The 24,090-nt window shown below is 71.1% G+C and carries 22 protein-coding genes, 2 tRNA genes, 1 pseudogene and 1 riboswitch; of the genes and pseudogenes, 12 read left to right on the forward strand and 13 right to left on the reverse strand.

What is annotated here, in order from left to right; all coding sequences use genetic code 11:
- The 5 genes from ACTWP9_RS00005 to ACTWP9_RS00025 all read left to right on the forward strand — a co-directional run.
- Nucleotides 1-1,263: carbon starvation CstA family protein (locus tag ACTWP9_RS00005; protein WP_443243810.1), on the forward strand; the 1,263-nt coding region annotated here is incomplete at its 5' end.
- Between the two features lie 77 nt (nt 1,264-1,340).
- On the forward strand, nt 1,341-1,541 hold the full coding sequence (locus ACTWP9_RS00010) for a YbdD/YjiX family protein (RefSeq protein ID WP_443244358.1): 201 nt from the start codon (nt 1,341-1,343) through the stop codon (nt 1,539-1,541).
- 40 nt (nt 1,542-1,581) lie between these two features.
- Nucleotides 1,582-2,079, forward strand: a complete 498-nt coding sequence (locus tag ACTWP9_RS00015; protein WP_443243811.1) for a GNAT family N-acetyltransferase — start codon at nt 1,582-1,584, stop codon at nt 2,077-2,079.
- A gap of 68 nt (nt 2,080-2,147) precedes the next feature.
- Nucleotides 2,148-2,277, forward strand: a riboswitch (cobalamin riboswitch).
- Between the two features lie 61 nt (nt 2,278-2,338).
- On the forward strand, nt 2,339-4,804 hold the full coding sequence (locus ACTWP9_RS00020) for a ribonucleoside-diphosphate reductase subunit alpha (RefSeq protein WP_443243812.1): 2,466 nt from the start codon (nt 2,339-2,341) through the stop codon (nt 4,802-4,804).
- Nucleotides 4,804-5,817, forward strand: coding sequence for a ribonucleotide-diphosphate reductase subunit beta (locus tag ACTWP9_RS00025; RefSeq protein WP_443243813.1), 1,014 nt, complete (start codon nt 4,804-4,806; stop codon nt 5,815-5,817). Before ACTWP9_RS00020 ends, ACTWP9_RS00025 begins: the two co-directional genes overlap by 1 nt.
- 25 nt (nt 5,818-5,842) lie before the next feature.
- Here ACTWP9_RS00025 and def read toward each other — a convergent pair whose 3' ends face one another.
- The 8 genes and pseudogenes from def to ACTWP9_RS00065 all read right to left on the reverse strand — a co-directional run bounded on the left by def (nt 5,843) and on the right by ACTWP9_RS00065 (nt 13,277).
- Nucleotides 5,843-6,487: a peptide deformylase gene (def, locus tag ACTWP9_RS00030; RefSeq protein WP_443243814.1), complete on the reverse strand. Its 645-nt coding sequence runs from the start codon at nt 6,485-6,487 to the stop codon at nt 5,843-5,845.
- 126 nt (nt 6,488-6,613) lie between these two features.
- On the reverse strand, nt 6,614-7,615 hold the full coding sequence (locus ACTWP9_RS00035) for a tetratricopeptide repeat protein (RefSeq protein WP_443243815.1): 1,002 nt from the start codon (nt 7,613-7,615) through the stop codon (nt 6,614-6,616).
- 186 nt (nt 7,616-7,801) lie between these two features.
- Nucleotides 7,802-9,130, reverse strand: a complete 1,329-nt coding sequence (locus tag ACTWP9_RS00040; RefSeq protein ID WP_443243816.1) for an HD-GYP domain-containing protein — start codon at nt 9,128-9,130, stop codon at nt 7,802-7,804.
- Nucleotides 9,127-10,050 (reverse strand): annotated as a pseudogene (locus tag ACTWP9_RS00045) (HD-GYP domain-containing protein); the annotation flags it as partial. The pseudogene ACTWP9_RS00045 and the gene ACTWP9_RS00040, both read right to left, overlap by 4 nt.
- 205 nt (nt 10,051-10,255) lie before the next feature.
- Nucleotides 10,256-10,648 carry a mycothiol system anti-sigma-R factor gene (gene rsrA / locus ACTWP9_RS00050; protein WP_443243817.1) on the reverse strand — a complete coding sequence of 131 codons (393 nt, stop codon included), beginning with the start codon at nt 10,646-10,648 and terminating at the stop codon, nt 10,256-10,258.
- Nucleotides 10,645-11,316: a sigma-70 family RNA polymerase sigma factor gene (locus ACTWP9_RS00055; RefSeq protein WP_443243818.1), complete on the reverse strand. Its 672-nt coding sequence runs from the start codon at nt 11,314-11,316 to the stop codon at nt 10,645-10,647. Before ACTWP9_RS00055 ends, rsrA begins: the two co-directional genes overlap by 4 nt.
- Nucleotides 11,317-11,642: 326 nt before the next feature.
- Entirely contained in the window at nt 11,643-12,320 is a 678-nt protein-coding gene (locus ACTWP9_RS00060) for an alpha/beta hydrolase family protein (protein ID WP_443243819.1), read from the reverse strand.
- Between the two features lie 111 nt (nt 12,321-12,431).
- Nucleotides 12,432-13,277 carry an SOS response-associated peptidase gene (locus ACTWP9_RS00065; protein WP_443243820.1) on the reverse strand — a complete coding sequence of 282 codons (846 nt, stop codon included), beginning with the start codon at nt 13,275-13,277 and terminating at the stop codon, nt 12,432-12,434.
- Nucleotides 13,278-13,398: 121 nt separating this feature from the next.
- Here ACTWP9_RS00065 and ACTWP9_RS00070 point away from each other — a divergent pair, with 121 nt between their 5' ends.
- From ACTWP9_RS00070 to ACTWP9_RS00085, 4 genes are all read left to right on the forward strand, one after another.
- Complete coding sequence (locus ACTWP9_RS00070) at nt 13,399-14,157, forward strand: M50 family metallopeptidase (protein ID WP_443243821.1); 759 nt, start codon at nt 13,399-13,401, stop codon at nt 14,155-14,157.
- 101 nt (nt 14,158-14,258) lie between these two features.
- Nucleotides 14,259-15,671, forward strand: coding sequence for a 3-phosphoshikimate 1-carboxyvinyltransferase (gene aroA, locus ACTWP9_RS00075; RefSeq protein ID WP_443243822.1), 1,413 nt, complete (start codon nt 14,259-14,261; stop codon nt 15,669-15,671).
- A 13-nt stretch (nt 15,672-15,684) separates the two neighbouring features.
- Complete coding sequence (gene rsgA / locus ACTWP9_RS00080; RefSeq protein ID WP_443243823.1) at nt 15,685-16,704, forward strand: ribosome small subunit-dependent GTPase A; 1,020 nt, start codon at nt 15,685-15,687, stop codon at nt 16,702-16,704.
- A gap of 109 nt (nt 16,705-16,813) precedes the next feature.
- Entirely contained in the window at nt 16,814-17,137 is a 324-nt protein-coding gene (locus ACTWP9_RS00085; RefSeq protein ID WP_443243824.1) for a DMT family transporter, read from the forward strand.
- A gap of 178 nt (nt 17,138-17,315) precedes the next feature.
- Here ACTWP9_RS00085 and ACTWP9_RS00090 read toward each other — a convergent pair whose 3' ends face one another.
- Nucleotides 17,316-17,903: a TetR/AcrR family transcriptional regulator gene (locus tag ACTWP9_RS00090; protein WP_443243825.1), complete on the reverse strand. Its 588-nt coding sequence runs from the start codon at nt 17,901-17,903 to the stop codon at nt 17,316-17,318.
- A gap of 126 nt (nt 17,904-18,029) precedes the next feature.
- Between ACTWP9_RS00090 and hisN the strand changes: the two genes are divergently transcribed.
- A complete protein-coding gene (gene hisN / locus ACTWP9_RS00095; RefSeq protein WP_443243826.1) occupies nt 18,030-18,824 on the forward strand; it encodes a histidinol-phosphatase in 795 nt (264 codons plus the stop codon).
- 167 nt (nt 18,825-18,991) lie between these two features.
- Nucleotides 18,992-19,414: a CBS domain-containing protein gene (locus tag ACTWP9_RS00100; protein WP_443243827.1), complete on the forward strand. Its 423-nt coding sequence runs from the start codon at nt 18,992-18,994 to the stop codon at nt 19,412-19,414.
- A gap of 109 nt (nt 19,415-19,523) precedes the next feature.
- Here ACTWP9_RS00100 and ACTWP9_RS00105 read toward each other — a convergent pair whose 3' ends face one another.
- Nucleotides 19,524-20,960, reverse strand: coding sequence for a catalase (locus tag ACTWP9_RS00105; protein ID WP_443244359.1), 1,437 nt, complete (start codon nt 20,958-20,960; stop codon nt 19,524-19,526).
- A 164-nt stretch (nt 20,961-21,124) separates the two neighbouring features.
- On the opposite strand from ACTWP9_RS00105, the gene ACTWP9_RS00110 reads away from it, so the two are divergent.
- Nucleotides 21,125-21,541, forward strand: coding sequence for a Fur family transcriptional regulator (locus tag ACTWP9_RS00110; RefSeq protein WP_443243828.1), 417 nt, complete (start codon nt 21,125-21,127; stop codon nt 21,539-21,541).
- Between the two features lie 221 nt (nt 21,542-21,762).
- On the opposite strand, the gene ACTWP9_RS00115 is transcribed toward ACTWP9_RS00110, so the two are convergent.
- The 3 genes from ACTWP9_RS00115 to ACTWP9_RS00125 all read right to left on the reverse strand — a co-directional run bounded on the left by ACTWP9_RS00115 (nt 21,763) and on the right by ACTWP9_RS00125 (nt 24,056).
- A tRNA-Met gene (locus ACTWP9_RS00115) sits at nt 21,763-21,836 on the reverse strand.
- A gap of 81 nt (nt 21,837-21,917) precedes the next feature.
- Nucleotides 21,918-23,813 carry a tetratricopeptide repeat protein gene (locus ACTWP9_RS00120; protein WP_443243829.1) on the reverse strand — a complete coding sequence of 632 codons (1,896 nt, stop codon included), beginning with the start codon at nt 23,811-23,813 and terminating at the stop codon, nt 21,918-21,920.
- A 166-nt stretch (nt 23,814-23,979) separates the two neighbouring features.
- Nucleotides 23,980-24,056 (reverse strand) — tRNA-Met (locus ACTWP9_RS00125).
- Nucleotides 24,057-24,090: the final 34 nt, after the last annotated feature.

Consider the following 24,090-nt stretch of genomic DNA (forward strand, 5'->3'; position numbering starts at 1 on the left):
ATGAAGATGGACGGCATCACCGACTTCGCGGGCGGCGGCGACGGGCCAGTCTTCGCGGGCTCACTCTTCCCGTTCGTCTTCATCACCATCGCCTGCGGCGCCCTGTCCGGCTTCCACGCGCTGATCTCCTCGGGCACCACGCCGAAGATGATCCAGAAGGAGACCCAGATCCGGATGATCGGCTACGGCTCCATGCTGATGGAGTCGTTCGTCGCCATCATGGCGATGGTCGCAGCCAGCATCATCGACCCGGGGCTCTACTTCGCGATGAACGCACCCGCCGGGGTCATCGGCGACAACGTGCAGGCCGCCTCGGAGGCGGTACGGCACTTCGGCTACAGCATCTCCCCGGACCAGCTGGCGGCAGCGGCCAAGGCCGTCGAGGAGCAGTCGCTGCTCTCCCGTACGGGCGGCGCGCCCACCCTGGCCATCGGTGTCTCCAACATCTTCTCGGAGGTCATCGGCGGCGCCGGGATGAAGGCGTTCTGGTACCACTTCGCGATCATGTTCGAGGCGCTGTTCATCCTGACGGCGTTGGACGCCGGTACCCGCGTGGGCCGCTTCATGCTCCAGGACATGCTCGGCAACGTCTACAAGCCCTTCCGCCGGGTGAGCTGGTGGCCCGGTCTGCTGTTCTCCAGCGCCGCCATCGTCGCGCTGTGGGGCTACTTCCTGTGGGTCGGCGTCCACGAGCCGCTCGGCGGAATCAACCAGCTCTTCCCGCTCTTCGGCATCGCCAACCAGCTGCTGGCCGCCGTCGCGCTGGCCGTCTGTACGACGCTGCTGGTCAAGTCCGGGCGGCTGAAGTGGGCCTGGGTCACGGCCGTACCGCTGGTCTGGGACGCGGTGGTCACGCTGACGGCGAGCTGGCAGAAGGTCTTCTCCACCGACCCCAGGGTCGGCTTCTTCCAGCAGCGTGCCGACTACCAGGACGCCATCGACCAGGGCAAGGTCATCGCCCCCGCCAAGAGCATGGACGACATGCACACCATCGTCACCAACTCGACGGTGGACGGCGTCCTTTCGGCGCTCTTCGCCATCCTCGTCATCGTCGTCCTCGCGGACGCCGCCCGCACCTGCGTACGCGCCGTACGCAACCCCGAGGGCACCCGTATGCACGAGGCGCCCTTCGAGAAGTCGAAGCTGGTGGAGCCCGCCGGGCTGATCGCCACGAAGGAGGAGAAGGCCGAGAAGGCCGAGCACGACGCCGCACTTGTCGCCGCCGGGCAGCGAAGCAGCGAAGCGGGAGGCGAATCGCAGTGAGTACGGCGAGTACGGCGAGTACGGCGAGTACGGCGAGTACGGCGAGTACGGCGAGTACGGCTTGCGCGTCGAAACCGATCAACCCCGTGGTACGGGCCGGGCGCTGGCTGCGCTGGTACGTGCGCGAGTTCACCGACGAGAGCGCGTACGAGCGGTACGTGGCGCACGTACGGCAGCACCAGGGCCCGGACGCGGAGATCCCCAGCAGGCGGGAGTTCGAACGCCGCCGCACGGACGCCCGGGAGTGCGATCCGCGGGAGGGCTTCCGCTGCTGCTGAGCAGCGCGGAGTGTCGGTGGCGTGCCGCATGATGGCCGCCATGGACATCACTGTGAGAACCGCCAGGCCCGAGGAGTACGCGGAGGCCGGGGAACTGGTGGCACGCGCCTATCTCGACGGCGGACTGCTGGACTTCGCCGAAGCCGACCCGTATCTGGACACCCTCCGCGACGCGGCGGGCCGCGCCGCCCAGGCCGACCTGCTCGTCGCGGAGGACCACCAGGGCGCTCTGCTGGGCACCGTCACCTTCGTCGGCCGGGGAGGCCCCTACGCCGACTTGGCGCGGGAGGGCGAGGGCGAGTTCCGGATGCTCGGCGTCAGGGAGTCGGCCCGTGGCCGCGGGGTCGGCGAAGCACTCGTGCGGGCCTGTACGACGCGGGGCCGTGCCCTCGGCCTGAGCGGCCTCGTCCTGTCCACCCAGCCGGCCATGCACGCGGCGCACCGCCTCTACGAGCGGGTCGGCTTCCGCCGGACCCCCGAGCGTGACTGGGAGCCCATCGAGGGCTTCACCCTGTGGACCTACACCCTCTCCCTGTGATCCAGCCCGGACTCCCGGGCGGGGCGGCACAAGATGTGGGGGTTCCGATTCCGCGGGGCACAACATGTATGCTCGCACTCGGCCGTCGCCCCCAACGCAGGGGAATCCGGTGGGAGTCCGGAACTGTCCCGCAACGGTGAGGGGGCATGCGTAAGCGTGCCCGCAAGTCCGAGTACCTGCGGCGGCGGCATCGACGAACGTCCGGGTCTCGTGGGTTGGACCGGCGGGCGGAGTGCGCCATGCCCTGAATCGGCGCGGCATGCGCACCCTCCCTCCGTGCTGCCCACGGACAGTCAGCAGCGAGGGAGAGCACCGCGTGACCGTCACCACCGCCCCCACCCTTCCGGCACCCGCCCCCATCGGGCCCGCCACCGGCTCCGCCTCCCCAGGGCACGACACCCGCGAAGACCCACCGGCAACCGCGCTCCGCGAAACTCTCGCCGCGCTTACGGCGGATCTCCCGGACGCGGACCCGGCACCGGTGCTGGCGGCGGCACTCCGCGGTCGGCAACCGGGCGCGGACGGCGCCGAGTTGCGCGCCCTCGCCATCGAGTCCGCGGCGGGTCTGATCAGTGAGGAGCCGTCCTACTCCCGGCTGGCGGCACGGCTGCTCACCCGCGCGATCCGGGACGAGGCGGCGGCGGAGGGCGTCACCTCGTTCTCCGCTTCGGTGGCGCTGGGCCACGCCCAAGGGCTGATCGCGGACCGCACCTACGCCTTCGTACGCGAGCACGCCGACCGGCTGGAAGCGCTGGTGGAGGAGGCCGTCACCGGCGGCGCCGACGACCGGTTCGAGTACTTCGGGCTGCGTACCGTCCACTCCCGCTATCTGCTGCGGCACCCGACCACCCGGCGCCCCGTCGAGACGCCGCAGCACTTCCTGCTCCGCGTCGCCTGCGGGCTGGCAGCGGACCAGTCGTCCGACGCGCTCGAAGAGGTGGCCGCGTTCTACCGGCTCACCAGCTCCCTCGCCTATCTCCCCTCCTCCCCCACCCTCTTCAACTCCGGCACACGCCACCCGCAGATGTCGTCCTGCTATCTGCTGGACTCGCCGAGGGACGAGCTGGACTCGATCTACGAGCGTTACCAGCAGATCGCACGGCTCTCCAAGCACGCGGGCGGCATCGGTCTCTCGTACTCCCGGATCCGCTCCCGTGGGGCGCTGATCCGGGGGACGAACGGCCACTCGAACGGCATCGTGCCGTTCCTGCGGACGCTGGACGCGTCCGTCGCGGCGGTCAACCAGGGCGGCCGGCGGAAGGGTGCGGCCTGCGTCTATCTGGAGACGTGGCACGCGGACATCGAGGAGTTCCTGGAGCTGCGCGACAACACGGGCGAGGACGCGCGCCGTACGCACAACCTCAACCTGGCGCACTGGGTGCCCGACGAGTTCATGCGCCGCGTCGAGGTGGACGGGCAGTGGTCGCTCTTCTCCCCGTCCGACGTACCGGAGCTGGTCGACCTGTGGGGCGAGGAGTTCGACGCCGCGTACCGGCGCGCCGAGGCCGAGGGACGCGCCGTCAAGCAGCTTCCCGCACGGCAGTTGTACGGCGCGATGATGCGCACCCTCGCGCAGACCGGCAACGGCTGGATGACGTTCAAGGACACCTCCAACCGCACCGCCAACCAGACCGCCGAGCCGGGCCACACGGTGCACTCCTCCAACCTGTGCACCGAGATCCTGGAGGTCACCGACGACGGTGAGACGGCGGTCTGCAACCTGGGCTCGGTCAACCTCGCCGCCCACCTCGGCGAAGACGGCGCGATGGACTGGGAGCGGCTGGACGCCACCGTCCGTACCGCCGTGACGTTCCTGGACCGCGTGGTGGACATCAACTACTACCCGACCGAGCAGGCCGCGGCCTCCAACTCCCGCTGGCGACCGGTGGGCCTGGGGGTGATGGGGCTCCAGGACGTCTTCTTCCGGCTCGGGATGCCCTTCGACTCGGACGCGGCGCGCGAGCTGTCCACCAGGATCGCCGAGCGGATCATGCTCGCCGCGTACGAGACCTCCGCCGAGCTGGCCGAGCGGCACGCCCCGCTACCGGCCTGGTCCTCGACCCGCACCGCACGCGGCGTGCTGCACCCGGACCACTACCCGAACGCCGAGCCGCACTGGGCGGACCGCTGGGACGCGCTGCGCGCCCGTATCGCGCACACGGGGATGCGCAACTCCCTGCTGTTCGCGATCGCCCCGACCGCGACCATCGCCTCCATCGCGGGCGTCTACGAGTGCATCGAGCCGCAGGTCTCCAACCTCTTCAAGCGCGAGACCCTCAGTGGCGAGTTCCTCCAGGTGAACACCTATCTGGTCGCGGAGTTGAAGCGGCTGGGGCTGTGGGACGCACGCGCCCGGGAGGCGCTGCGCCAGGCCAACGGCTCCGTGCAGGAACTGGAGTGGGTGCCCGCACACGTACGGGAGCTGTACCGCACGGCGTGGGAGATCCCGCAGCGCGCCCTGATCGACATGGCCGCTGCCCGCACCCCGTATCTGGACCAGAGCCAGTCGCTGAACCTGTTCCTGTCCTCCCCCACCATCGGGAAGCTCAGCTCGATGTACGCGTACGCCTGGAAGCGCGGCATCAAGACCACGTACTACCTGCGGTCGCGCCCTGCAACGCGCATCGCCCAGGCGGCGAGGACCGCCACCGTCCCCCAGCAGGCGGCCGACGAAGCGATCGCCTGCTCCCTGGAAAACCCCGAGTCCTGCGAGGCCTGCCAGTAATGCCGAACGACAACAAGAACCTGCTCGACCCGGGCTTCGAGCTGACCCTGCGCCCGATGCGCTATCCGCACTTCTACGAGCGCTACCGGGACGCCATCAAGAACACCTGGACCGTGGAGGAGGTCGACCTCCACTCGGACGTCGCCGACCTGGCCAAACTCACGCCGGGCGAGCAGCACATGATCAGCCGCCTGGTCGCGTTCTTCGCCACCGGCGACTCGATCGTCGCCAACAACCTCGTGCTGACGCTCTACAAGCACATCAACTCGCCCGAGGCACGGCTGTATCTGTCCCGGCAGCTGTTCGAGGAAGCCGTACACGTCCAGTTCTATCTGACGCTGCTGGACACCTATCTGCCCGACCATGACGAGCGCGCGGCGGCGTTCGCAGCGGTGGAGAACATTCCCTCCATCCGGGAGAAGGCCCAGTTCTGCTTCCGCTGGATGGACTCTGTGGACAGCATCGACAAGCTGGAGTCGAAGGCCGACCGCCGCCGCTTCCTGCTCAATCTGATCTGCTTCGCCGCCTGTATCGAGGGGCTGTTCTTCTACGGCGCGTTCGCCTACGTCTACTGGTTCCGCTCGCGTGGTCTGCTGCACGGGCTGGCGACGGGCACCAACTGGGTCTTCCGCGACGAGTCGATGCACATGTCGTTCGCCTTCGACGTGGTGGACACCGTGCGGGAGGAGGAGCCCGAACTCTTCGACGCGGAGCTGGAGAAGCAGGTCACGGCGATGCTGGAGGAAGCCGTCGAGGCGGAGTTGCAGTTCGCCCGCGACCTGTGCGGGGACGGCCTGCCCGGCATGAACACCGAGTCCATGCGCCAGTACCTCCAGGCCGTCGCCGACCAGCGGCTCCGCCGCCTCGGCTTCCCCGAACGCTACGGCTCCAGCAACCCCTTCTCCTTCATGGAGCTCCAGAACGTCCAGGAGCTCACCAACTTCTTCGAACGGCGCCCCTCCGCCTACCAGGTCGCCGTCGAGGGCTCGGTGTCACTGGACGACGACTTCTGAGCGGTACCGCGCATGGTGGTGCCGCTTACTCGTTGGGCACCGTTTCGTAGCGGGGCGTGCTCTCGGCCATCTGCCGGAGCACGTCCTTGCGCTCCCGCTTCGAGAGCCGGTCGATGTACAGATACCCGTGGAGATGATCGGTCTCGTGCTGGAGGCAGCGCGCGAAATACCCGGTGCCCCGCACCACGATCGGCTTGCCCTGGGCGTCCTGCCCGCGCACCACGGCGTAGTCGGGCCGTGCCAGCGGGTGGTAGGCACCGGGCACCGACAGGCAGCCCTCGCTGCCGTCGTCCAGCACCCGCTGCTCGGCGGGGAGCTGTTCGAGCACCGGGTTGCAGACGACACCCACGTGCCGCACGCCGTCGTCGTCGTAGCAGTCGTAGACGAAGACCTTCAGATCGACGCCGATCTGGTTGGCGGCGATGCCGACCCCCTCGGCGGCACGCTGGCTGGCGAACATGTCGTCGATCAGCTTTGCCAGCTCGTCGTCGAAGTCCGTCACGTCCTTGCACTCCCGGTGCAGCACCGGGTTGCCGACGACGGTGACGGGCCGGGCCGTGCCGCGCGCGGTGTGGGCCTCCTCGCGGGCTGCCGCGTCCGTCACGTCGTCGACGAACTCGCCCTCGGCGGTAGCGGCCGACTCGGCCGTTGTTTCCTGCTGCTGCGCCATGCCGTCGTACGCCTTCCTGCGACCCGTAACCGTGAGAGCTGAGATCCGCCGTCGAACCGGGGGAGCACCGTACGGCTGCGTACCGTAAGGACTCGCCCTACAGGGTACGGGGCCGCCGCGGGAGGCTCAGCAGACCTCCTCCAGATCCCGCCACTCACGGGTGTCGGGGCTGTCCGCGACCCAGCCGTCCAGCAGCCCGCGCACCAGCGCGGCCGGCGCCGCCAGCCCGCACTCACGCTCGGGCACCCACAGCTCGCCGGGGCCGCCCTGCGTCATATGGCCCAGCGGCCCGGGGTGGCCGGGCGAACTGTGGTCGTGCGGGTCCAGATGCACGGTGCCGTCGCCCTCGTCGGCGGGCATCGCGCTCTCCGAGCAGGCGCGGCACAGCAGCCGCACCGAGGAGGACCAGTCCTCGGCGGCGAACCCGGCATCGGCCGCCAGCCGCTCCAGCGCATCCCGGTCGCTCTCCGTGGCGGCCTCCAGCAGCACCACCCAGGTGGGTACGGGCGAAGGGGCCCACAGTTCGATCTCGTCGAAGACCGGATAGGAGGGCCCGGCCGCCGTGGTGCGCTCGCCGTGCGGAACACCGTCGTGCAGGACGACCTCGCCCCAGCGGCGCCCCGAAGAGGGCAGCGGAATGCTCTGGATCTCCATCCGGGCCGGGTCGATACGGCGGCCCCACACGACCTCCGCCTCGCCCTCCGGGGAGAGCCGCACAGCGGCGCTGCCCAGCTGCATACCGCTGGGTTCCTCGGCCGCCGCCGCACCGTGCGACTGCCCGGGCACATGCAGCCCGTACGCCTGCCAGGCACGGCGCGCCAGTGGCCAGTCCTGGAGCGCGGTGGCCGCGATGCCCACGTTCCACCAGTCGGGCGCCCCCGTCTCGCGGTCCAGCAGCGCCACGGCACGCAGACCCGCTGTGCGCGCCTGCTCCCAGTCGTGCCGGAACTTGTGCAGCAGCGCGAGGTTGAACCAGGACTCCGAAAGCCACGGCTCCAGATCGGCGGCACGGGTGAGCAGAGCGCCCGCGTCCTCGTAGCGCCCGTCGCCGATAAGCGTGAACGCACGGTCCGTCGCCTGCCGCCACGAGGCGGAGGGACGGTGCCGCACCTTGCCGAAGATCCTCACTGTGCTCCCGCCGATCCCGCCGTTCCACCTGTCCTTGAGGCCGGCTTCCGCCCGGCCTGTCGTCTGCCGATGGGGTTCTGTGCGCCGCGCTTCGCTCGCCCTCCCCAGCCTCCCGCCGGGAGGTGTCTCCACGCCTGTCGCGGTTCCCCCTTCGCATCCAACCATGCCCGCTCGGGTGCTCGCTCATTACCCGTGCGTCAGACGTTCGCGGCCCGTGCCACCACCGTCCGCGACCCGTGCGACCACACGTGAGAGGGCCTCCACCACGCGTGGTTCGTGGTCACGCCCGGTGGCTGTGCGCAGTTGGTGCAGCGCCCGCTCGCGGGCCGCCTCGGCCGTCTCCCGGCCCGTCGTGTGGCTGCCCGTGACGAGGTCCTCGTATGCGTTGACCGTACGGACGACACGTGCCGTGACCGACTGTTCGCGGTACGGGTCCGCCTGGGCCTCCACCGCGGACGCCACTCGCCACCGCGCACCGGCCTGCCGGAGCACCACACCGCCGAGCAGCGCGATACGGCGCTGTCTGCCCGGTGCCAGCGCTGTCGTGGCCCCGCCGGGCACCGGATCGGCCAGCGAGAGCTGCCCCACATCATGAGTGAGGGCTGCATACTCCAGCGCGGTGAGTTCCCCTCCCGTCAGGCCCAGCTCGCGCCCCACCGCCCGGCTGAGCTCCGCCACTCGGCGCGCATGCCCGTACGGGGTGTAACCGGCCACCTCGGGGGCCCGCGCCAGGGAGGCGAGGGTGCACCGGTGAGCCGCCCGTACGGACGCGCGGCGGCGGAGCGCGAACTGGATGACGAGCAGCGGCGCGCAGCACAGCAGCAGCGCCCACAGCCCGGCCACCGCGACGGCCAGCGCGAGGAGTACAGCGGTGGCGGCGAGGGCGGGCACGGTGCCGAGCCGGATACACAACTCCTCCCGCACCGCCCGCCCGTAGCTCCCGGCGGAGCCAGCTGCCGGCTCCGGGCCCGCGGCGAGTGCGGCGGTGGCGGCGGCCAGTAGTGCGTCGAGGCACCCGACGAGCAGTGCGAGGGCCAGCAGACTCAGGGTGAACAGCCCGCCCGGCTCGACGGGGCCGCCCAACCAGCCCCCGGCGTACAGCGGTTGGCAGCAGACCGCGGCGAAGCCGACGCCGAGCGCCAGCCGCGCGGGGGCCTGGGGCGGCGGGGCCTGGCCGAGCGCGACATGCGGGGCCAGCCCGACGAGGGAGCCGACGAGGGCCACCGCGACGGCCTGCGCCACACCGGGCCCGGCCGGTGTGCCGCCGACCTGGCCGCAGAGTGCGTAGCCGAGCGCCCCGGCGCCGGACAGCAGTCCTGTGGTGCGTACACCGGGGCGGGCCTCGGGTAGCCGTACGCGGGCCAACTCGCCCACCGCGACGACCAGTCCGAACGCCAGCGCAACACCGGGCCGGGTCACCCCGCGCCACAGGGTGATGCCCAGTGCGGCGCCCGCCATCAGCGCGGACGCTCCGTAGACGGCCGCGACCAGCCGTGCGGCCGTCCGCCGGGTCATACCGCGACGCTTCCGCCGGACCGCGCCCCGGCCGCCAGGTCGGCACCGGCCAACGCCGGTGCATCCGCTGCGGGTTGTTGGAGCGCGAGGGGGTCCCCTGTCGGCTGCTGGGGGGCGGGCGGGTCGGCGAACGGCCAGCCGTGGCGGCGCAGCGCCCGGGTGAGGGCCGCGACCATCCGGGGGTCGAACTGCGTTCCCGCGCACCGCTCCAGCTCCTCCAGCGCCGCGGCGACGGGCCGGCCCGGACGGTAGCAGCGGGTGGAGGTCATCGCGTCGAACGCGTCGGCGACGGACACGATCCGCGCGGCCTCGGGGATCTCCTCGCCGGCCAGCCCCTGCGGATAGCCGGTGCCGTCCATCCGCTCGTGGTGGTGCAGCACCGCGGCGCGGGCCTCGCCCAGGAAGTCGAGTCCGCGCACGATCTCGGCCCCGTGCTCGGGGTGCTGTTCCATGACGCGGCGTTCGGCGGGGGTGAGCGGGCCCTCTTTGCGCAACAGCCGGGCGGGGACACCGAGTTTGCCGACATCGTGCAGGATGCCCGCGCAGCGCAGCGTCTCGGTCCGCTCCTCGTCCAGACCCAGCTCGCGGGCGATCAGTACGGCGGCGAGACCGACCCGCTCGCCGTGGCCGCGGGTGTAGCGGTCCTTGAGGTGCACGGCCTGGGCAAGCGCCTGTACGGCGGCCTGCCGCACCTCGCGTTCGGGGTGGCACTGCCGCAGCCCCCACCAGGCGAGCCAGACCGGCCCCAGGGCGGGCAGTGCCGCGAGCGGCCCGTACACACTGCGCCACAGGACGACCGCCACGGGCACGGTCAGCGCACATGCCAGTGCGAGGGCCACGCGGCTGTCTTCTGCCGTTCCTGCCGTTCCCGCCGGTCCCACCACTCGGGCAGATCCCGCTGCCACCACCGTTCCTGCCGGTCCGGCTGTCCCCGCTGCACGCATCGTGAGCCGCATCGCGAGCCTCCTCCCCACCTCTTACATGGCGGGGAGAATAGGAGCGGCGTATGGACCGGCCGGTGGCCTTCGGGTGCGTTCCCCCGTACGAGACGGCAGGAGCTCACCCGAAGGAGGGAGAAAAGGCGGAACTGCTGGCGCGCGCGTGCGCCGGATGCGAACTAACGGTTCAGGCGGGGTTCTTGTCGTCCTCGGAGCCGATGGCGTCCACGGTCTCCATCCCGGGGGCATCGACGGTCCCGGACCGCGCAGCGGAAGCGGAACGTACGTCCTCGCCCGGGGCAGCGCCGCCGGCCTTCTGGTCCTCGCCCTGCCGGATCACCTCGATCCGGCCCATGACCTTGGCCCGCAGGTCCGACGGGACGTCGTCTTGCCCGCAGCAGCGCTTGACGAGCTTCTTCACCTCGCGCTCGAGCCCGTACTTCTCGAAGCAGGGCGAGCACTCGTCGAAATGCTCCTGGAACTTGGCGCAGTCGCCCTCGGGCATCTCCCGGTCGAGATACTCGTAGAGGTGGTCGAGGACCTCAGAGCAGTCCGTCTCGTGCGGCTCTCCGCAACTCATGAGCCCGAGCCTTTCCGGTCTTGCGGCCCTTCCGCCGCGGCACCTGCCGGGACCAGGCCGCGCTCTTGCGCGTAGCCCTCCAGCATCTCGCGAAGCTGGCGCCGTCCACGGTGCAGACGGGACATCACCGTACCGATGGGTGTCCCCATGATGTCGGCGATCTCCTTGTACGCAAAGCCCTCGACATCGGCGAGGTAGACGGCGATGCGGAATTCCTCGGGGATGGCCTGGAGTGCTTCCTTCACGTCCGAGTCCGGCAGGTGGTCGAGCGCCTGTGCCTCGGCCGAGCGCAGCCCGGTGGACATATGCGACTCGGCGCGTGCCAGCTGCCAGTCCTCGATCTCCTCCGCGGCGCTGCGCTGGGGCTCGCGCTGCTTCTTGCGGTAGGAGTTGATGAAGGTGTTCGTCAGGATGCGGTACAGCCACGCCTTGAGGTTGGTGCCCTCCCGGAACTGGTGGAAGGACGCGTACGCCTTCGCGTAGGTCTCCTGCACCAGGTCCTCTGCGTCGGCCGGGTTCCGCGTCATGCGCAGCGCGGCGGAATACATCTGGTCGAGGAAAGCGAGTGCGTCCCGCTCGAAGCGCGCACTGCGCTGCTCCACGGTCTCCGACGCCTGTGTCTCCTGCTGTGCGCTTGAGCCGCCTTCGGTCCCGGTGACCGGACCCACCTCCTCCAACGTCGCGGCGAGCCCGAACGAGGACCCGCTCGAATCGGAGAATAGACGACGATCGCCACTACCCGCCGCTTGAATGTTCGCGCCTGAGGACAGCGCCATCGTGGCCCAGTCCAGGTCAGCGGCCCGCGGACGCTGGGGGCAAGCGACAGAACCCATCTGGGCGGCTCCCTTTCCTTCGCATGGAGAGGTACGGCTGCATCACGTTCGGCTCCGGTCACGGTGCATTTCCGTAGCCGGATACCCGGTGCAACCACGGAAGCCCTCCGGTCATTCCCGGCCCGGCCGATCATTTCCGGTTCCGGGCCGCCCACCGCAGCTCACGCGCCGGACCGGTCGGCCAGCCAGCGGCTGACGGCGCCGGTGATCACCCCCATCGCCTCTTCTTCGGTCACCTCGGCGGACTTCGGCAGCGCGAAGCCGTGGTCGGCGTAGGGCACCTCCACCAGATCCGTACCGGCCGGGAACTCCGCGGGCCGCCCGAACGGGTCGCGCCCGCCCTGCACCACCAGCACCGGCAGCTCCACGCCGGTCAGCTCGTCGGCGCGGGACTTCTCGGGCTTGCCCGGCGGGTGCAGCGGGAACGAGAGGGCGAGCACCGCCTGTGCGTCCAGCTCCCCGGCGGTACGGCAGGCGACGCGGGCGCCCGCGCTGCGTCCTCCCGCGACCACCGGCAGCCCCAGGGCCGTGAGCGCCGGCCACAGGGCGCTCCAGGCGGCGTCCAGGGTCCGCGGCGCCGGGGCCACCTTCTTGCCCGCCACCCGCCAGGGCTGCTCCACCAGCGCCACGCTCACGCCCTCGCCGGGCAGCGCTGCGGCCAGCGCCCGCAGGTCCCGGGCCTCGATCCCGCCGCCCGCGCCATGGCCGAGGGCCAGTACGGTGTGCGCCTTCCGCGCCGCGGGGTACCAGGTGATCCGGGCCTCGCCCACCGGTGTCGCGATCTTCTCGGACCGCTCCCTGCCTGTGTCCTTGCGGCTTGTGTCCTTGTGCGCAGTCATGACCGCATGGTGCCACTGGGAAGGGGGCCCCTGGCTGCCGTCCGCAGGCTGCGGGCCTGTTGTAGCTGGTCGCGCAGTTCCCCGCGCCCCTTCGGGGCACGGGTCACGCCCCTAGAACAGCGTCTCCTCCTCGGGAGCAGGCAGCTCCTTCAGCAGCTGGGGGCCGTTGTTGCGGACGTTGCTGACGTCCGTCGAGACGGGGTGGGCCCGCATCGTCCCGGGCGGCGGCGGTGTAAGCAGTTCGCGCAGCGCCTCGGGGTCGGTGTGCGAAGGGTCCAGCCAGGCGTCCCAGCGGTCCGGGGTGAGCATCAGCGGCATCCGCGGGTGGATGTCGGCCAGCGAATGAGGGCCGCCCTCGGCGAGCTGGTCCGCGTTGGCCAGCGGCGTGCTCTCCGCGGCTGTGGTGAGGACGGTGCACGTCGTCCACCAGGCTTGCGGATGGTCGTCCGGCAGCGTCTTGTCCCGCCAGAACTCGTACAGCCCGGCCATCGCCATCACCGGCTGCTCCTCCGCTGAGCCGTCGGGTGCGGTCGGCGCGATGAAGTACGGCTGCTTGCGGGGCCGCTTCCGCTTGCCCTCCTGTTCGAGCTTCAGCTCACCCTGTGCGGTGACCCACTCGTAGTAGCCGTCGGCGGGCAGCAGGCAGCGGCGCGCGACGAAGGGGCGGCGGTAGGCGGGCTTCTCGTGCACCGTCTCGGCCCTGGCGTTGATCATCTTGACGCCCATGTCAGGTGATTTGGCCCACCCCGGCACCAGGCCCCACTTGAGCGGCCGCAGCTGCCGTACCGGCTTCGGGTCGTCGCTGCCCTTGAGAGGGCGGTCGAGCACCGCGTAGACCTGCTTGGTGGGTGCGACGTTCCAGTCCGGAGCCGGCGCCTCGGCGGGCTCCCACTTCTCCACCTCGAACAGCCGGGCCAGATCCTCGGCCCCCCGACTCGCTGCATACCGTCCGCACATGCCTGTAAGACTGCCACGGCACGCCGGGCCGTCGCCGTGCGTTGACAGGACACGTCGCCGTACGCCGACGGGACACAGCGGGGAGACAGCCCCGGAGCCACACGAGGAGAGCACCCCGAACATGGACAACGCGAGCATCACGGACGTCTGGGACCGGGTCGTGGGCAGTCAGCCGGACCCCGAGCAGTGGCTGGTGCTCGTCACCGGCCTCGTCGCGCTGCTCGCGGTGGCTCCGCACGGGGTGTGGCGCATCTCGCGCAACGCGGTCACCATCGCGCACGAGGGCGGGCACGGCCTCATAGCCCTGGTCACCGGGCGCCGGCTGGACGGCATACGGCTGCACTCGGACACCTCGGGCCTGACCGTCTCGCGCGGCAAGCCGCACGGGATTGGCATGGTGCTGACCGCCGCCGCGGGCTACACCGCTCCCCCGCTGCTCGGCCTGGGCGGCGCCTGGCTGCTGGCCGCCAACCACATCACCGCGCTGCTGTGGGGCGCCACGGCGCTGCTGGTGGCGATGCTGGTGATGATCCGCAACGCCTACGGGGTGCTGACCGTCTTCGTGGCGGGTGGCGCGTTCCTGCTCGTCTCCTGGCTGACGGACCCCGAGGTGCAGGCCGCGTTCGCCTACGTGGTGGTGTGGTTCCTGCTGCTGGGCGGGGTGCGGCCGGTCTTCGAGCTCCAGGGCAAGCGGCGACGGCAGGGGATCCGGCGCGGAGCGTTCCGTTCCGGCGGTACGGCCGGGCCGGGCATGCCGGACTCGGACGCCGATCAGCTGGCGCGGCTCACTCATCTCCCGGCCGCCGCATGGCTGTTCCTCTTCCACACGGTCGCGCTGTGCTCCCTCCTCGGCGGCGGGCGCTGGCTGCTCGGGCTGTGAACCACAACCCCTCCCGCGGGCCGTGAACGAGGCGCCGGTGTGGCCGGAACCGGGGCGCCGGTCAGGGAGGCGGCCGAGCCCCAGCCATTACAGTGGGCCCCATGACCGACCAGCGCATCAGCCCCGCAGACTCCGCCCTCTGGCCCGCGCCCACGGCGCCGGGCCGTATCGAGGCGACCGTCACCGTGCCGGGGTCCAAGTCGGTCACCAACCGCGCCCTGGTGCTGGCCGCGCTCTCCGCCGAGCCGGGCTGGCTGCGCCGTCCGCTGCGCTCCCGGGACACCCTGCTGATGGCGGGCGCGCTGCGCACCATGGGCGTCCAGATCGAGGAGACGGTCTCCTCCGCCTCCACCACCCCCGCGGCCGACGGCGGGCGCCCCACCGGTGAGCGCCCCGGCGGCGAGGCGTGGCGGGTGATCCCGACCGCGCTGCAGGGCCCGGCAACGGTCGACGTCGGCAACGCGGGCACCGTGATGCGCTTCCTGCCGCCGCTGGCTGCGCTGGCCGAGGGCCCGATCCGGTTCGACGGCGACCCGCGCTCCTACGAGCGTCCGCTGCACGGCGTCATCGACGCACTGCGCGCGCTGGGCGCACGCGTGGAGGACGAGGGCCGCGGCGCGCTGCCCATGACGGTGCACGGCAACGGCTCGCTGGCGGGCGGCCCGGTGGAGATCGACGCCTCCTCCTCCAGCCAGTTCGTCAGTGCGCTGCTGCTGTCGGGTCCGGGCTTCAACCAGGGCGTCGAGGTCCGCCACACGGGCCGCACCCTGCCGTCCATGCCGCACATCCGGATGACGGTCGACATGCTGCGCGCCGCGGGTGCCCAGGTGGACGCGCCCGAGGACGGCGGGGCGCCGAATGTGTGGCGGGTGACGCCCGGCGCACTGCTGGGCCGCGATCTGACGATCGAGCCGGACCTGTCCAACGCGCAGCCGTTCCTCGCCGCGGCGCTGGTCACCGGCGGCCGGGTCACCGTCCCCGACTGGCCAGAGCGCACCACGCAGCCCGGTGACGCGCTGCGGGAGATCTTCACGGCCATGGGCGGCTCCTGCGTACTGGACGAGCGCGGCCTCACCTTCACCGGCAGCGGCCGCATCCACGGCATCGACATCGATCTGGGCGAGGTGGGCGAGCTGACGCCGGGCATCGCCGCCGTGGCCGCGCTGGCGGAGGGCGAGTCGGTGCTGCGGGGCGTCGGCCATCTGCGACTGCACGAGACGGACCGGCTGGCGGCGCTGGTGAAGGAGATCAACGGCCTGGGCGGCGACGTCACCGAGACCGAGGACGGTCTGCGGATCCGGCCCCGACCGCTGCACGGCGGCGTCTTCCACACCTACGACGACCACCGGCTGGCCACGGCAGGCGCGGTGCTCGGCCTGGCTGTCGAGGGCGTCGAGGTGGAGAACGTCGCGACGACGTACAAGACCCTGCCGGACTTCCCGCGGATGTGGGGCGACATGCTCGGCGGTCCGGCAGGAGCCGGTTCCGGAACCGGAGCCGGAGAGAGAGCCTGAGAGGGCGCCCGCGATGCGCCGCTACGGCAAGCACACCGACGAGGACGACATCCGCGTCCGCCCCTCCCGTCGCGGCACCCGCCCGCGTACTCACACGCGGCCCAAGCACGAGGACGCGGCCGAGGGGTTGGTACTGACCGTCGACCGCGGCCGGCTGACCTGCCTGGTGGAGGGCCGCACGGTCACCGCGATGAAGGCCCGCGAACTGGGCCGCAAGGCCGTGGTGGTGGGGGACCGGGTGGCCGTCGTCGGCGATCTGTCGGGCGCCAAGGACACCCTCGCGCGCGTCGTCCGCGTCCAGGAGCGCACCTCGGTGCTGCGCAGGACGGCGGACGACAACGACCCGTACGAGCGCGTCATCGTGGCCAACGCCGACCAGCTCGCCATCGTCACAGCGCTGGCCGACCCCGAGCCGCGCCCCCGGCTGATCGACCGCTGCCTGGTCGCGGCGTTCGACGCGGGGCTGGAGCCGCTGCTGGTGCTCACCAAGTCCGATCTGGCGCCGGCCGGGCCGCTGCTGGAGACGTACGCGCCGCTGGGGGTGCGTTACGTCGTCACCAGCAGGGACGAGTGGACCGACGGCTCGGGCGTCGAGGCCGTCCGTGAACTGATGCGGGGTCAGGTCACGGTGTGCGTGGGGCACAGCGGCGTCGGCAAGACGACGCTGGTCAACGCGCTGGTGCCGGAGCGGAAGCGGGCTACAGGCGTGGTGAACGCGGTCACCGGACGCGGCAGGCACACCACGACCTCGGCCCTGGCGCTCCCGCTGCCGCCCTCCACCGTCGGCGAGGACGGCTGGGTGATCGACACTCCTGGGGTGCGCTCCTTCGGCCTGAACCACATTCAGCTCTCGCGCGTCATCCACGCGTTCCCCGACCTGGAGGCGGGCGCCGCCGAGTGTCCGCGGGCGTGCAGCCACAACGAGCCGGGCTGCGCGCTGGACCAGTGGGTGGCCGACGGGCACGCCGACCCGGCCCGACTGCACTCGCTGCGCCGCCTGCTGGCGACGCGGGAGAGGCGCGAAGGGGACTGATCGCTTCCATCCGGCCGCCGCTGCATACTGGTTTGCCTGCGCTTGACCTTGTCCGCACTGCGCTTGTCCCCATGGGGATCCCCGACGGGAGCAACGAGAGGAAGAGCACATGGCGTGGCTGCTGGTGATAGTCGCGGGGTTGCTGGAAACCGGCTTCGCTGTGTGCCTGAAGCTCTCCCACGGTTTCACCCGGCTGTGGCCCACGATCGCCTTCTGTGCCTTCGCACTCGGCAGCTTCGGCCTGCTGACCCTCTCGCTGAAGCGGCTGGACGTCGGCCCTGCGTACGCGGTGTGGACGGGCATCGGCGCCGCGGGTACGGCGATCTACGGCATGGTCTTCATGGGCGATGTGGTCTCCGCGCTCAAGCTGGTCTCCATCACGCTGGTGATCGTCGGCGTAATGGGCCTCCAGCTCTCGGGCAGCGCCCACTGAGGGGGTGCCCCTTGCTGCGCGTCGCGGGCTGCGGGTGCGTCGTGGTTCCTCGCGCAGTTCCCCGCGCCCCTGAATGGCTACCCCGCAAGCTTGGGCAGTCTGCTCCCCCAAGCTCTTCGAGCAGGGGGTACCCCAGGGCGCAGGGTGGGCAAGCGCAGCCCACCCTGCCGAGCACCGGCTAGTGAGACAGCAACGCACGGACGACCTCGTCCACCCGCCCGCAGGGCTCCTCGTCCCCGGACCCCTGCCCGGGGGCGACGACGTACGAGAGGGCAACCCGTAACCCCACCTCGTAAGCGCGCTCCACATCCCGCAGGGACCCGCTGGGCGGCCCCCCGACGGGCACCCGTCTGGCCCGGTCCAGCCCGGACACCATTCGGCTCCGCAACGCGGCGGCGAGCTTCCCGGGCTCGCCCGGGGGCGAGGGCATCAGCGCCCCGAAGCAACCAGTGAGCGCGGCGCGCACGATCGGCTCCGTACGCGCCGTGCGCAGCACCCAGTGCGCGGCGGCAGCGCAGCAGGCAGCCGAGTCGGCGCCGCTCCGGCACGCCTCGGCCACCGCGCGGCCCGCACCGTCCAGGAAGTCCTCCACCAGCCGGTCGACCAGCGCGGCCCCCAGCCCCTCCTTGCTGCCGAACTCGTTGTAGAGCGTCTGGCGTGACACCCCGGCGGCCGCGGCGACGTCGACCATCCGCACCACCGCCCAGGGCTGTGCCCGCACCGCCACATGAGCGGCGTCCAGCAGGGTCTCGCGTGCAGTAGGCATCGTCGCCTCCCCCGACCGACAGCCCGGCGTGCGGCACAGAATTGACGCACCGCCAAGAGGTGTCAATACGCGGCGCACGCGCATGGCCCTGTGGCCGGGGGTTTCGCCGCTCGATACTGTTCGGACATGCTGGACTATCACGATGATCTGCGTCTCGCCCATGTGCTGGCCGACGCCGCCGACGCCGCGACCATGGAGCGGTTCAAGGCTCTCGACCTGAAGGTCGAGACCAAACCGGACATGACGCCGGTGAGCGAGGCCGACAAGGCGGCCGAGGAGCTGATCCGCACCTCGCTCCAGCGCACCCGGCCGCGGGACGCGGTGCTCGGCGAGGAGTTCGGCACCGAGGGGCACGGTCCGCGCCGCTGGGTGATCGACCCGATCGACGGTACGAAGAACTATGTACGCGGCGTCCCGGTGTGGGCGACGCTCATCGCGCTGATGGAACTGGGCGAGGGCGGCGACCGGCCGGTCGTCGGCGTCGTCTCGGCGCCCGCCCTCAGCCGCCGCTGGTGGGCGGCGAAGGGCGCCGGTGCGTACAGCGGCCGCAGCCTGACCAAAGCCACCCGCCTCGAGGCCTCCAAGGTCGCCGAGGTACGGGACGCGTCGTTCGCCTACTCCTCGCTGCACGGCTGGGAGGAGCGGGGCATGCTGGGCGGCTTCATGGATCTGACCCGCGACTGCTGGCGGACCCGCGGCTACGGCGACTTCTGGCCGTACATGATGGTTGCCGAGGGCTCGGTGGACATGTGCGCCGAGCCGGAGTTGTCGCTGTGGGACATGGCGGCCAGCGCGGTCATCGTCGAGGAGGCGGGCGGCACCTTCACCGGGCTGGACGGGAACCCGGGACCGCACAGCGGCAACGCGGCGGCCTCGAACGGGCTGCTGCACGAGACACTGCTGAGCTATCTGACGGCTTGATCCGGCAACTCGTCCGGGTGCTCCGTACACGCGTCCTTGTTGCGACCTCCGTCACATGTGAACATGAGAATCCGCTCGCTTGTGCCCTTGTGAACCCCTTCTCGAGCGGCGTTCCGCCATGGACCGCCGCGCATGGGAAGCCGTTCCGCCAAGGAGGTAGCCCCCTCATGTCCGGTCACGTCCACCACGCCATGAGCAAAGTGATCCTCACCATCGGCCCCGCGCACACCCTCCGTCAGGCAGCACGACTGATGTCGGCCCGCCGCGTCGGCGCCGCCGTCGTCCTCGACCCCGACACCAGCGGACTCGGCATCCTCACCGAACGCGACATCCTCGACTCCCTCGGCGCGGGCGAGGACCCGGACCAGGAGCGGGCGCACGACCACACCACGACCGACATCGTCTTCGCCACCCCCCAATGGACGCTGGACGCGGCGGCGCAGGCCATGACGCGCGGCGGCTTCCGCCATCTGATCGTGCTCGACGAGCGGGAGCCGGTGGGCATCCTCTCGGTACGCGACATCGTCCGTAACTGGTCGGAAAGCCGCGTCCCGGTGGCCCCGGAGCCCGCGGCGGAGGTGTCGGTCTAGCGCACCCGGCCACCCCGCCGGCGGCGCGCCCGGCAGGGTGCCGGACGCACCGGAGGGACCGGAGCCCCATGGCGTCCGGTCCCTCCGGTCTCGTACGGCGAGCGGTCGGTCAGCCGCGCAGGGCCTGGACCGCGGCTTCCAGCCGCTTGCCGTAGTCGGGGTCCGCCTTGCGGAAGTTCTCGATCGCGCGCTGGGCGATGTCATCGCGGGAGACACCCGCGATGGCGTTCGCCAGGTTGTCGATCAGCCGCGCCTTCTCGTCCTCCGACATCAGTCGGTAGAGGTTCCCTGCCTGGACGAAGTCGTCGTCCTCGGCGTGCGAGGGCGCCGGGTGGTCCTCGGTGGTGCCGCTGACCGGCAGCGGCTGCCACAGCGGACGGCCGGTCTCGGCCGGGGTGCCGAAGCTGTTCGGCTCGTAGTTCTTCGCCCCGCCGTGCCGCCCGTCGTACATCACACCGTCCCGGCCGTAGCTGCGCGCCTGGGCCGCCTTGGGCTCGTTCACCGGCAGCAGATCGGCGTTGATGCCGACGCGGTAGCGGTGCGCGTCACCGTAGGCGAAGAGACGGCCCTGGAGCATCTTGTCCGGAGAGGGGCCGATGCCCGGCACGAAGTGGTGCGGGGAGAAGATCGACTGCTCGACCTCGGCGAAGATGTTCCTCGGGTTGCGGTTGAGCTCCAGCTTGCCGATCTCGATCGGCGGGTAGTCCGCGTGCGGCCAGACCTTGGTCAGGTCGAACGGGTTGAAGCGGTAGTTGGCCGCCTCCGCTGCGGGCATGATCTGGACCTGCACCGTCCAGGTCGGGTACTCGCCCCGCTCGATGGCCTCGCGCAGATCACGCTGGTGGCTGTCGGGGTCCTTGCCGGCCAGGATCTCCGCCTCCTGGGCGGTGAGGTTCTTGATGCCCTGGTCGGTCTTGAAGTGGTACTTGACCCAGAAGACCTCGCCCGCCTCGTTGGTCCACTGGAAGGTGTGCGAACCGTAGCCGTTCATGTGGCGGTAGGAGGCGGGGATGCCGCGGTCGCCGAACAGCCAGGTCACCTGGTGGGTCGATTCGGGCGACAGGCCCCAGAAGTCGAAGACGTTGTCGGCCTCCTGCGAGCCGGTGTAGGGGTCGCGCTTCTGGGTGTGGATGAAGTCGGGGAACTTGATGGCGTCCTTGATGAAGAACACCGGGGTGTTGTTCCCGACGAGATCGTAGTTGCCCTCTTCCGTGTAGAACTTCAGCGCGAAGCCGCGGGGGTCACGCACCGCGTCCGCGGCGCCGAGGTTGCCGGCCACCGTGGAGAACCGCAGGAAGACCTCGGTCTCCTTGCCGATCTCGGAGAGGAATTTCGCCCGGGTGTACTCGGTCACATCGGCGGTGACGGTGAACTTGCCGTACGCGCCGGCACCCCGGGCGTGCACGATGCGCTCCGGGATGCGCTCGCGGTTGAAGTGGGCCAGCTTCTCGAGCAGGTGCTGGTCCTGAACGAGCACCGGGCCGCCCGCGCCGGCGGTCTGGCTGTTCTGGTTGTCCGCGACCGGAGCACCGGCTTCCGTCGTCATGGGTCCGGCTGTCTCGTCCTGCACGGTCACGTGCGCCTCCTGTGCATCACATCTGTCCTGTGGGCCAACCACTTGCAACACTACATTGGACTTTGTCTAAGTCAAGATGAAGCCGAAACCCGTACGGGTTCTGCTCATGGACATGTCGCTGCTAGGCTGGACCCATGAGTGACCTGCTGGAACGGCTCCGCGATCGCGGTTGGCGGCTCACCGCGCAGCGGAGAGTCGTCGCCGAGGTACTCGACGGCGACCATGTGCACTACACGGCGGACGAGGTCCATGCCCGCGCGGCGGACCGCCTGCCGGAGATCGCCCGTGCGACCGTCTACAACACGCTGAGCGAGCTGGTCGCCCTCGGCGAAGTGCTCGAGGTGAGCACCGACGGCCGCGCCAAGCGCTACGACCCGAACGCCCGCCACACCCATCAGCACCTGGTCTGCTCCCGCTGCGGAACGATCCGGGACGTCCACCCGACGGGTGACCCGCTGGCGGCCCTCCCGGAGGGCGAGCGCTACGGCTTCGCGATCGCCGACGCCACCGTCACCTACCGGGGCGTCTGCCCGAACTGCAACAGCTCCTGAGCGGATCCGCTGCCGCACGCACGCAGAGCCCGAAAAACGGCCCGCACCCCGGACACGGGGTGCGGGCCGTTGGCTTTCCCACGCTGCGATACGCCATCCCATGCTGCGGTACACCACACGCGCGGTACGCCGCACTGCGCAGGGATGCCGTACCGCTCCATGGGCGTCGGCCAGAACATGACGAAGGCCCGGATCCGAGGATCCGGGCCTTCGTCTTTCAGTAGCGGGGACAGGATTTGAACCTGCGACCTCTGGGTTATGAGCCCAGCGAGCTACCGAGCTGCTCCACCCCGCGCCGTTGTGTGCACAACTTTAACGCGGGTCGACGACCAGTGCAAATCGAGGTCCCAGGGGCGGGTGGGACCGGGCAGCACGTCTAGGCCGTCAGTTCCGAGCGCAGGGCCTCGCGCAGCCTGTCGGCTCGCTCGGCCACCTCTACGGGGCCCAGCTCGATCGCACGCGCGCACCAGAACTGTCCCTCGTCCAGCTCGCCCCGGCGGGCACTGATCAGCGCCAGCCGGAGCGCCGCCCTGCCGTGTCCGGCCTCGGCGGCCCGGGTCCACCACAGCGCCGCTTCGGGCTCGCTGCCCTCGCGGGCCAGCAGCAGCCCCAGGTTGAACGCGCCGTTCGGGCTGCCCGCCTCGGCCGCGGCGCGGTACCAGCGTGCGGCGTCCACGACTTCGCCCCGCGCGGCCGCACACATGCCCAGCCGTACTTGGGCACGGCGGTGGCCGTGCTCGGCAGCACGCTCGTACCACTCCTCGTACTCGGGTCTGGCTCCGTCCGGGCGGCCGAGCTCATGTTCCGAGCCCAGCTCGCCGGTGCCGCGCCGGGTGACCCGCTCCAGCAGCGCGCCCAGCCGGAAGGCACCCTCGACGCTTCCGCCGCCCGCGGCGCAGCGCAGGTGGCGCTCCGCCGTGTGCAGCTCGCCCTCGCGCAGCAGCGCGATACCGACCTGGAGCGCGGCCTCCGCATGGCCGGACGCCGCCGCGCGCTCGTACCAGACGCGCGCGGTGCGCTCGTTGCCGCGCCCCGCGTGCAGGATGCCGAGGTTGAAGGCAGCGTCCACGCTGCCGGCCTCGGCGGCCTTGGAGAACCACGGTTCGGCGCCCTCGGTGTCTCCGCGCTGGAGCAGCAGCACGGCAAGCGCGTTGGCGGCCTCACGGTGCCCGGCGTAGGCGGCACGGCGGTACCACTGCTCGGCCTGTGCTGTGCGGCCCTGCGCCGCACACAGCAGCCCGAGGTTGAAGGCGCCGTTGTCGCTGCCCGCCTCGAGCGCAACGCGGTACCACCGCTCGGCGGCCTGCCGCTCGCCGCGGTCGGCGTGCAGCGCGCCCAGCGCGTTGGCCGCGTTGCCGTCACCGTTCTCGGCCGCACGGCGCCACCAGACGGCCGCGCTCTCTTCGTCGCCCGCGTCCCGCAGCAGGAAGCCCAGCGCGCAAGCGGCCCGCGCCTCACCGTCCTTGGCGGAGGTCAGGTACCACCGTCCGGCCTCTTTCAGCTCGCCGCGGCGCTCCAGGATGGCGCCCAGGCGCAGCGCCGCCCTGCGGTGCCCGCGAGCGGCCGCCTGCCGGAACCAGCGCTCGGCCTCCTCCTCAGCCTCGCGTACGGCAGCGGCGCCGGACTCGCCCTCGGCGGACAGCTCTTCGGCTCGCGCGCTCACCAACTGCGCGACGCGGTACGCCGCTTCTCTGTGCCCCCGTTCGGCCGCGGCCCGGAACCACTCCTCGGCACCGTCCTGGCCGTGGTGCTCCAGCAGGTCCGCGAGCGCGTAGGCGCCCAGCGCGTGGCCGGACTCGGCGGACTGCCGCAGCCAGTAGTGCGCCGCGGGCTCGTCACCGCGCTCCCGGTGGTACCGCCCGAGCGCGTGCGCAGCGGCGGCGGAGCCGGCCACAGCAGCAGTACGCCACCATCCGGCGGCCTCTTCGAGGTATCCCCTCTGGTGCAGCAGAACGCCAAGGTTGTTGGCGGCTGCGCGGTCCCCCGCGGCGGTTGCGGCGCGCAGATGCGGCTCGGCGCCGTCCAGGTCCCCCCGGCGCAGCAGTTGGGCGCCCAGCACACTGTCGGCCGAGGTGCTGTCCGTCGGCACAGTCACTGGCGCGGTCCCGTCCGCTGTCGTCCTCCCGGCTGCCGCCGTCCTTTCGACTGCCGCGGTCTGCGTGGCTGCTGCGGTCTGCTCGGCTGCGGTCTGCTCGGCGTACTCCTCCACACTCAGGCCCGGACCGGGACGTACCGGGCCCGTCAGCCTTGCTTTCTCCCCCATAAGGTCCATCGTCGCACCACCTGCAACCCGCGTACACCTCGTATACCGCAGCCAGTGAGGTCACTTCAGAGGTTTGTCGACTTCCCGACGTAGAGATACTCCAAACCCCTTGGCCCAGCTGTCCCTCGCACAAGCGAAGAGGCCCGGAGTCAGTTGACTCCGGGCCTCTTCCGTGTGGTAGCGGGGACAGGATTTGAACCTGCGACCTCTGGGTTATGAGCCCAGCGAGCTACCGAGCTGCTCCACCCCGCGCCGTTGTGTACATAACTCTACACCACGCCACGGG

It is taken from the genome of Streptomyces sp. 3N207 (assembly GCF_052246355.1).
In the GTDB taxonomy this organism is placed as follows: Bacteria; Actinomycetota; Actinomycetes; order Streptomycetales; family Streptomycetaceae; genus Streptomyces.

Bases quoted from the DNA above. Each gene is read 5' to 3' on its own strand.
- aroA (WP_443243822.1), top strand. From the start codon at position 14,259: ATGACCGACCAGCGCATCAGCCCCGCAGACTCCGCCCTCTGGCCCGCG.
- ACTWP9_RS00085 (WP_443243824.1), top strand. From the start codon at position 16,814: ATGGCGTGGCTGCTGGTGATAGTCGCGGGGTTGCTGGAAACCGGCTTC.
- ACTWP9_RS00040 (WP_443243816.1), bottom strand. From the start codon at position 9,130: ATGACCCGGCGGACGGCCGCACGGCTGGTCGCGGCCGTCTACGGAGCG.
- ACTWP9_RS00070 (WP_443243821.1), top strand. From the start codon at position 13,399: ATGGACAACGCGAGCATCACGGACGTCTGGGACCGGGTCGTGGGCAGT.
- ACTWP9_RS00015 (WP_443243811.1), top strand. From the start codon at position 1,582: ATGGACATCACTGTGAGAACCGCCAGGCCCGAGGAGTACGCGGAGGCC.
- ACTWP9_RS00100 (WP_443243827.1), top strand. From the start codon at position 18,992: ATGTCCGGTCACGTCCACCACGCCATGAGCAAAGTGATCCTCACCATC.
- ACTWP9_RS00025 (WP_443243813.1), top strand. From the start codon at position 4,804: ATGCCGAACGACAACAAGAACCTGCTCGACCCGGGCTTCGAGCTGACC.
- ACTWP9_RS00120 (WP_443243829.1), bottom strand. From the start codon at position 23,813: ATGGACCTTATGGGGGAGAAAGCAAGGCTGACGGGCCCGGTACGTCCC.
- rsgA (WP_443243823.1), top strand. From the start codon at position 15,685: ATGCGCCGCTACGGCAAGCACACCGACGAGGACGACATCCGCGTCCGC.
- ACTWP9_RS00105 (WP_443244359.1), bottom strand. From the start codon at position 20,960: ATGACGACGGAAGCCGGTGCTCCGGTCGCGGACAACCAGAACAGCCAG.
- rsrA (WP_443243817.1), bottom strand. From the start codon at position 10,648: ATGAGTTGCGGAGAGCCGCACGAGACGGACTGCTCTGAGGTCCTCGAC.
- ACTWP9_RS00090 (WP_443243825.1), bottom strand. From the start codon at position 17,903: ATGCCTACTGCACGCGAGACCCTGCTGGACGCCGCTCATGTGGCGGTG.
- ACTWP9_RS00110 (WP_443243828.1), top strand. From the start codon at position 21,125: ATGAGTGACCTGCTGGAACGGCTCCGCGATCGCGGTTGGCGGCTCACC.
- ACTWP9_RS00060 (WP_443243819.1), bottom strand. From the start codon at position 12,320: ATGACTGCGCACAAGGACACAAGCCGCAAGGACACAGGCAGGGAGCGG.
- hisN (WP_443243826.1), top strand. From the start codon at position 18,030: ATGCTGGACTATCACGATGATCTGCGTCTCGCCCATGTGCTGGCCGAC.
- ACTWP9_RS00065 (WP_443243820.1), bottom strand. From the start codon at position 13,277: ATGTGCGGACGGTATGCAGCGAGTCGGGGGGCCGAGGATCTGGCCCGG.
- ACTWP9_RS00020 (WP_443243812.1), top strand. From the start codon at position 2,339: ATGCGCACCCTCCCTCCGTGCTGCCCACGGACAGTCAGCAGCGAGGGA.
- def (WP_443243814.1), bottom strand. From the start codon at position 6,487: ATGGCGCAGCAGCAGGAAACAACGGCCGAGTCGGCCGCTACCGCCGAG.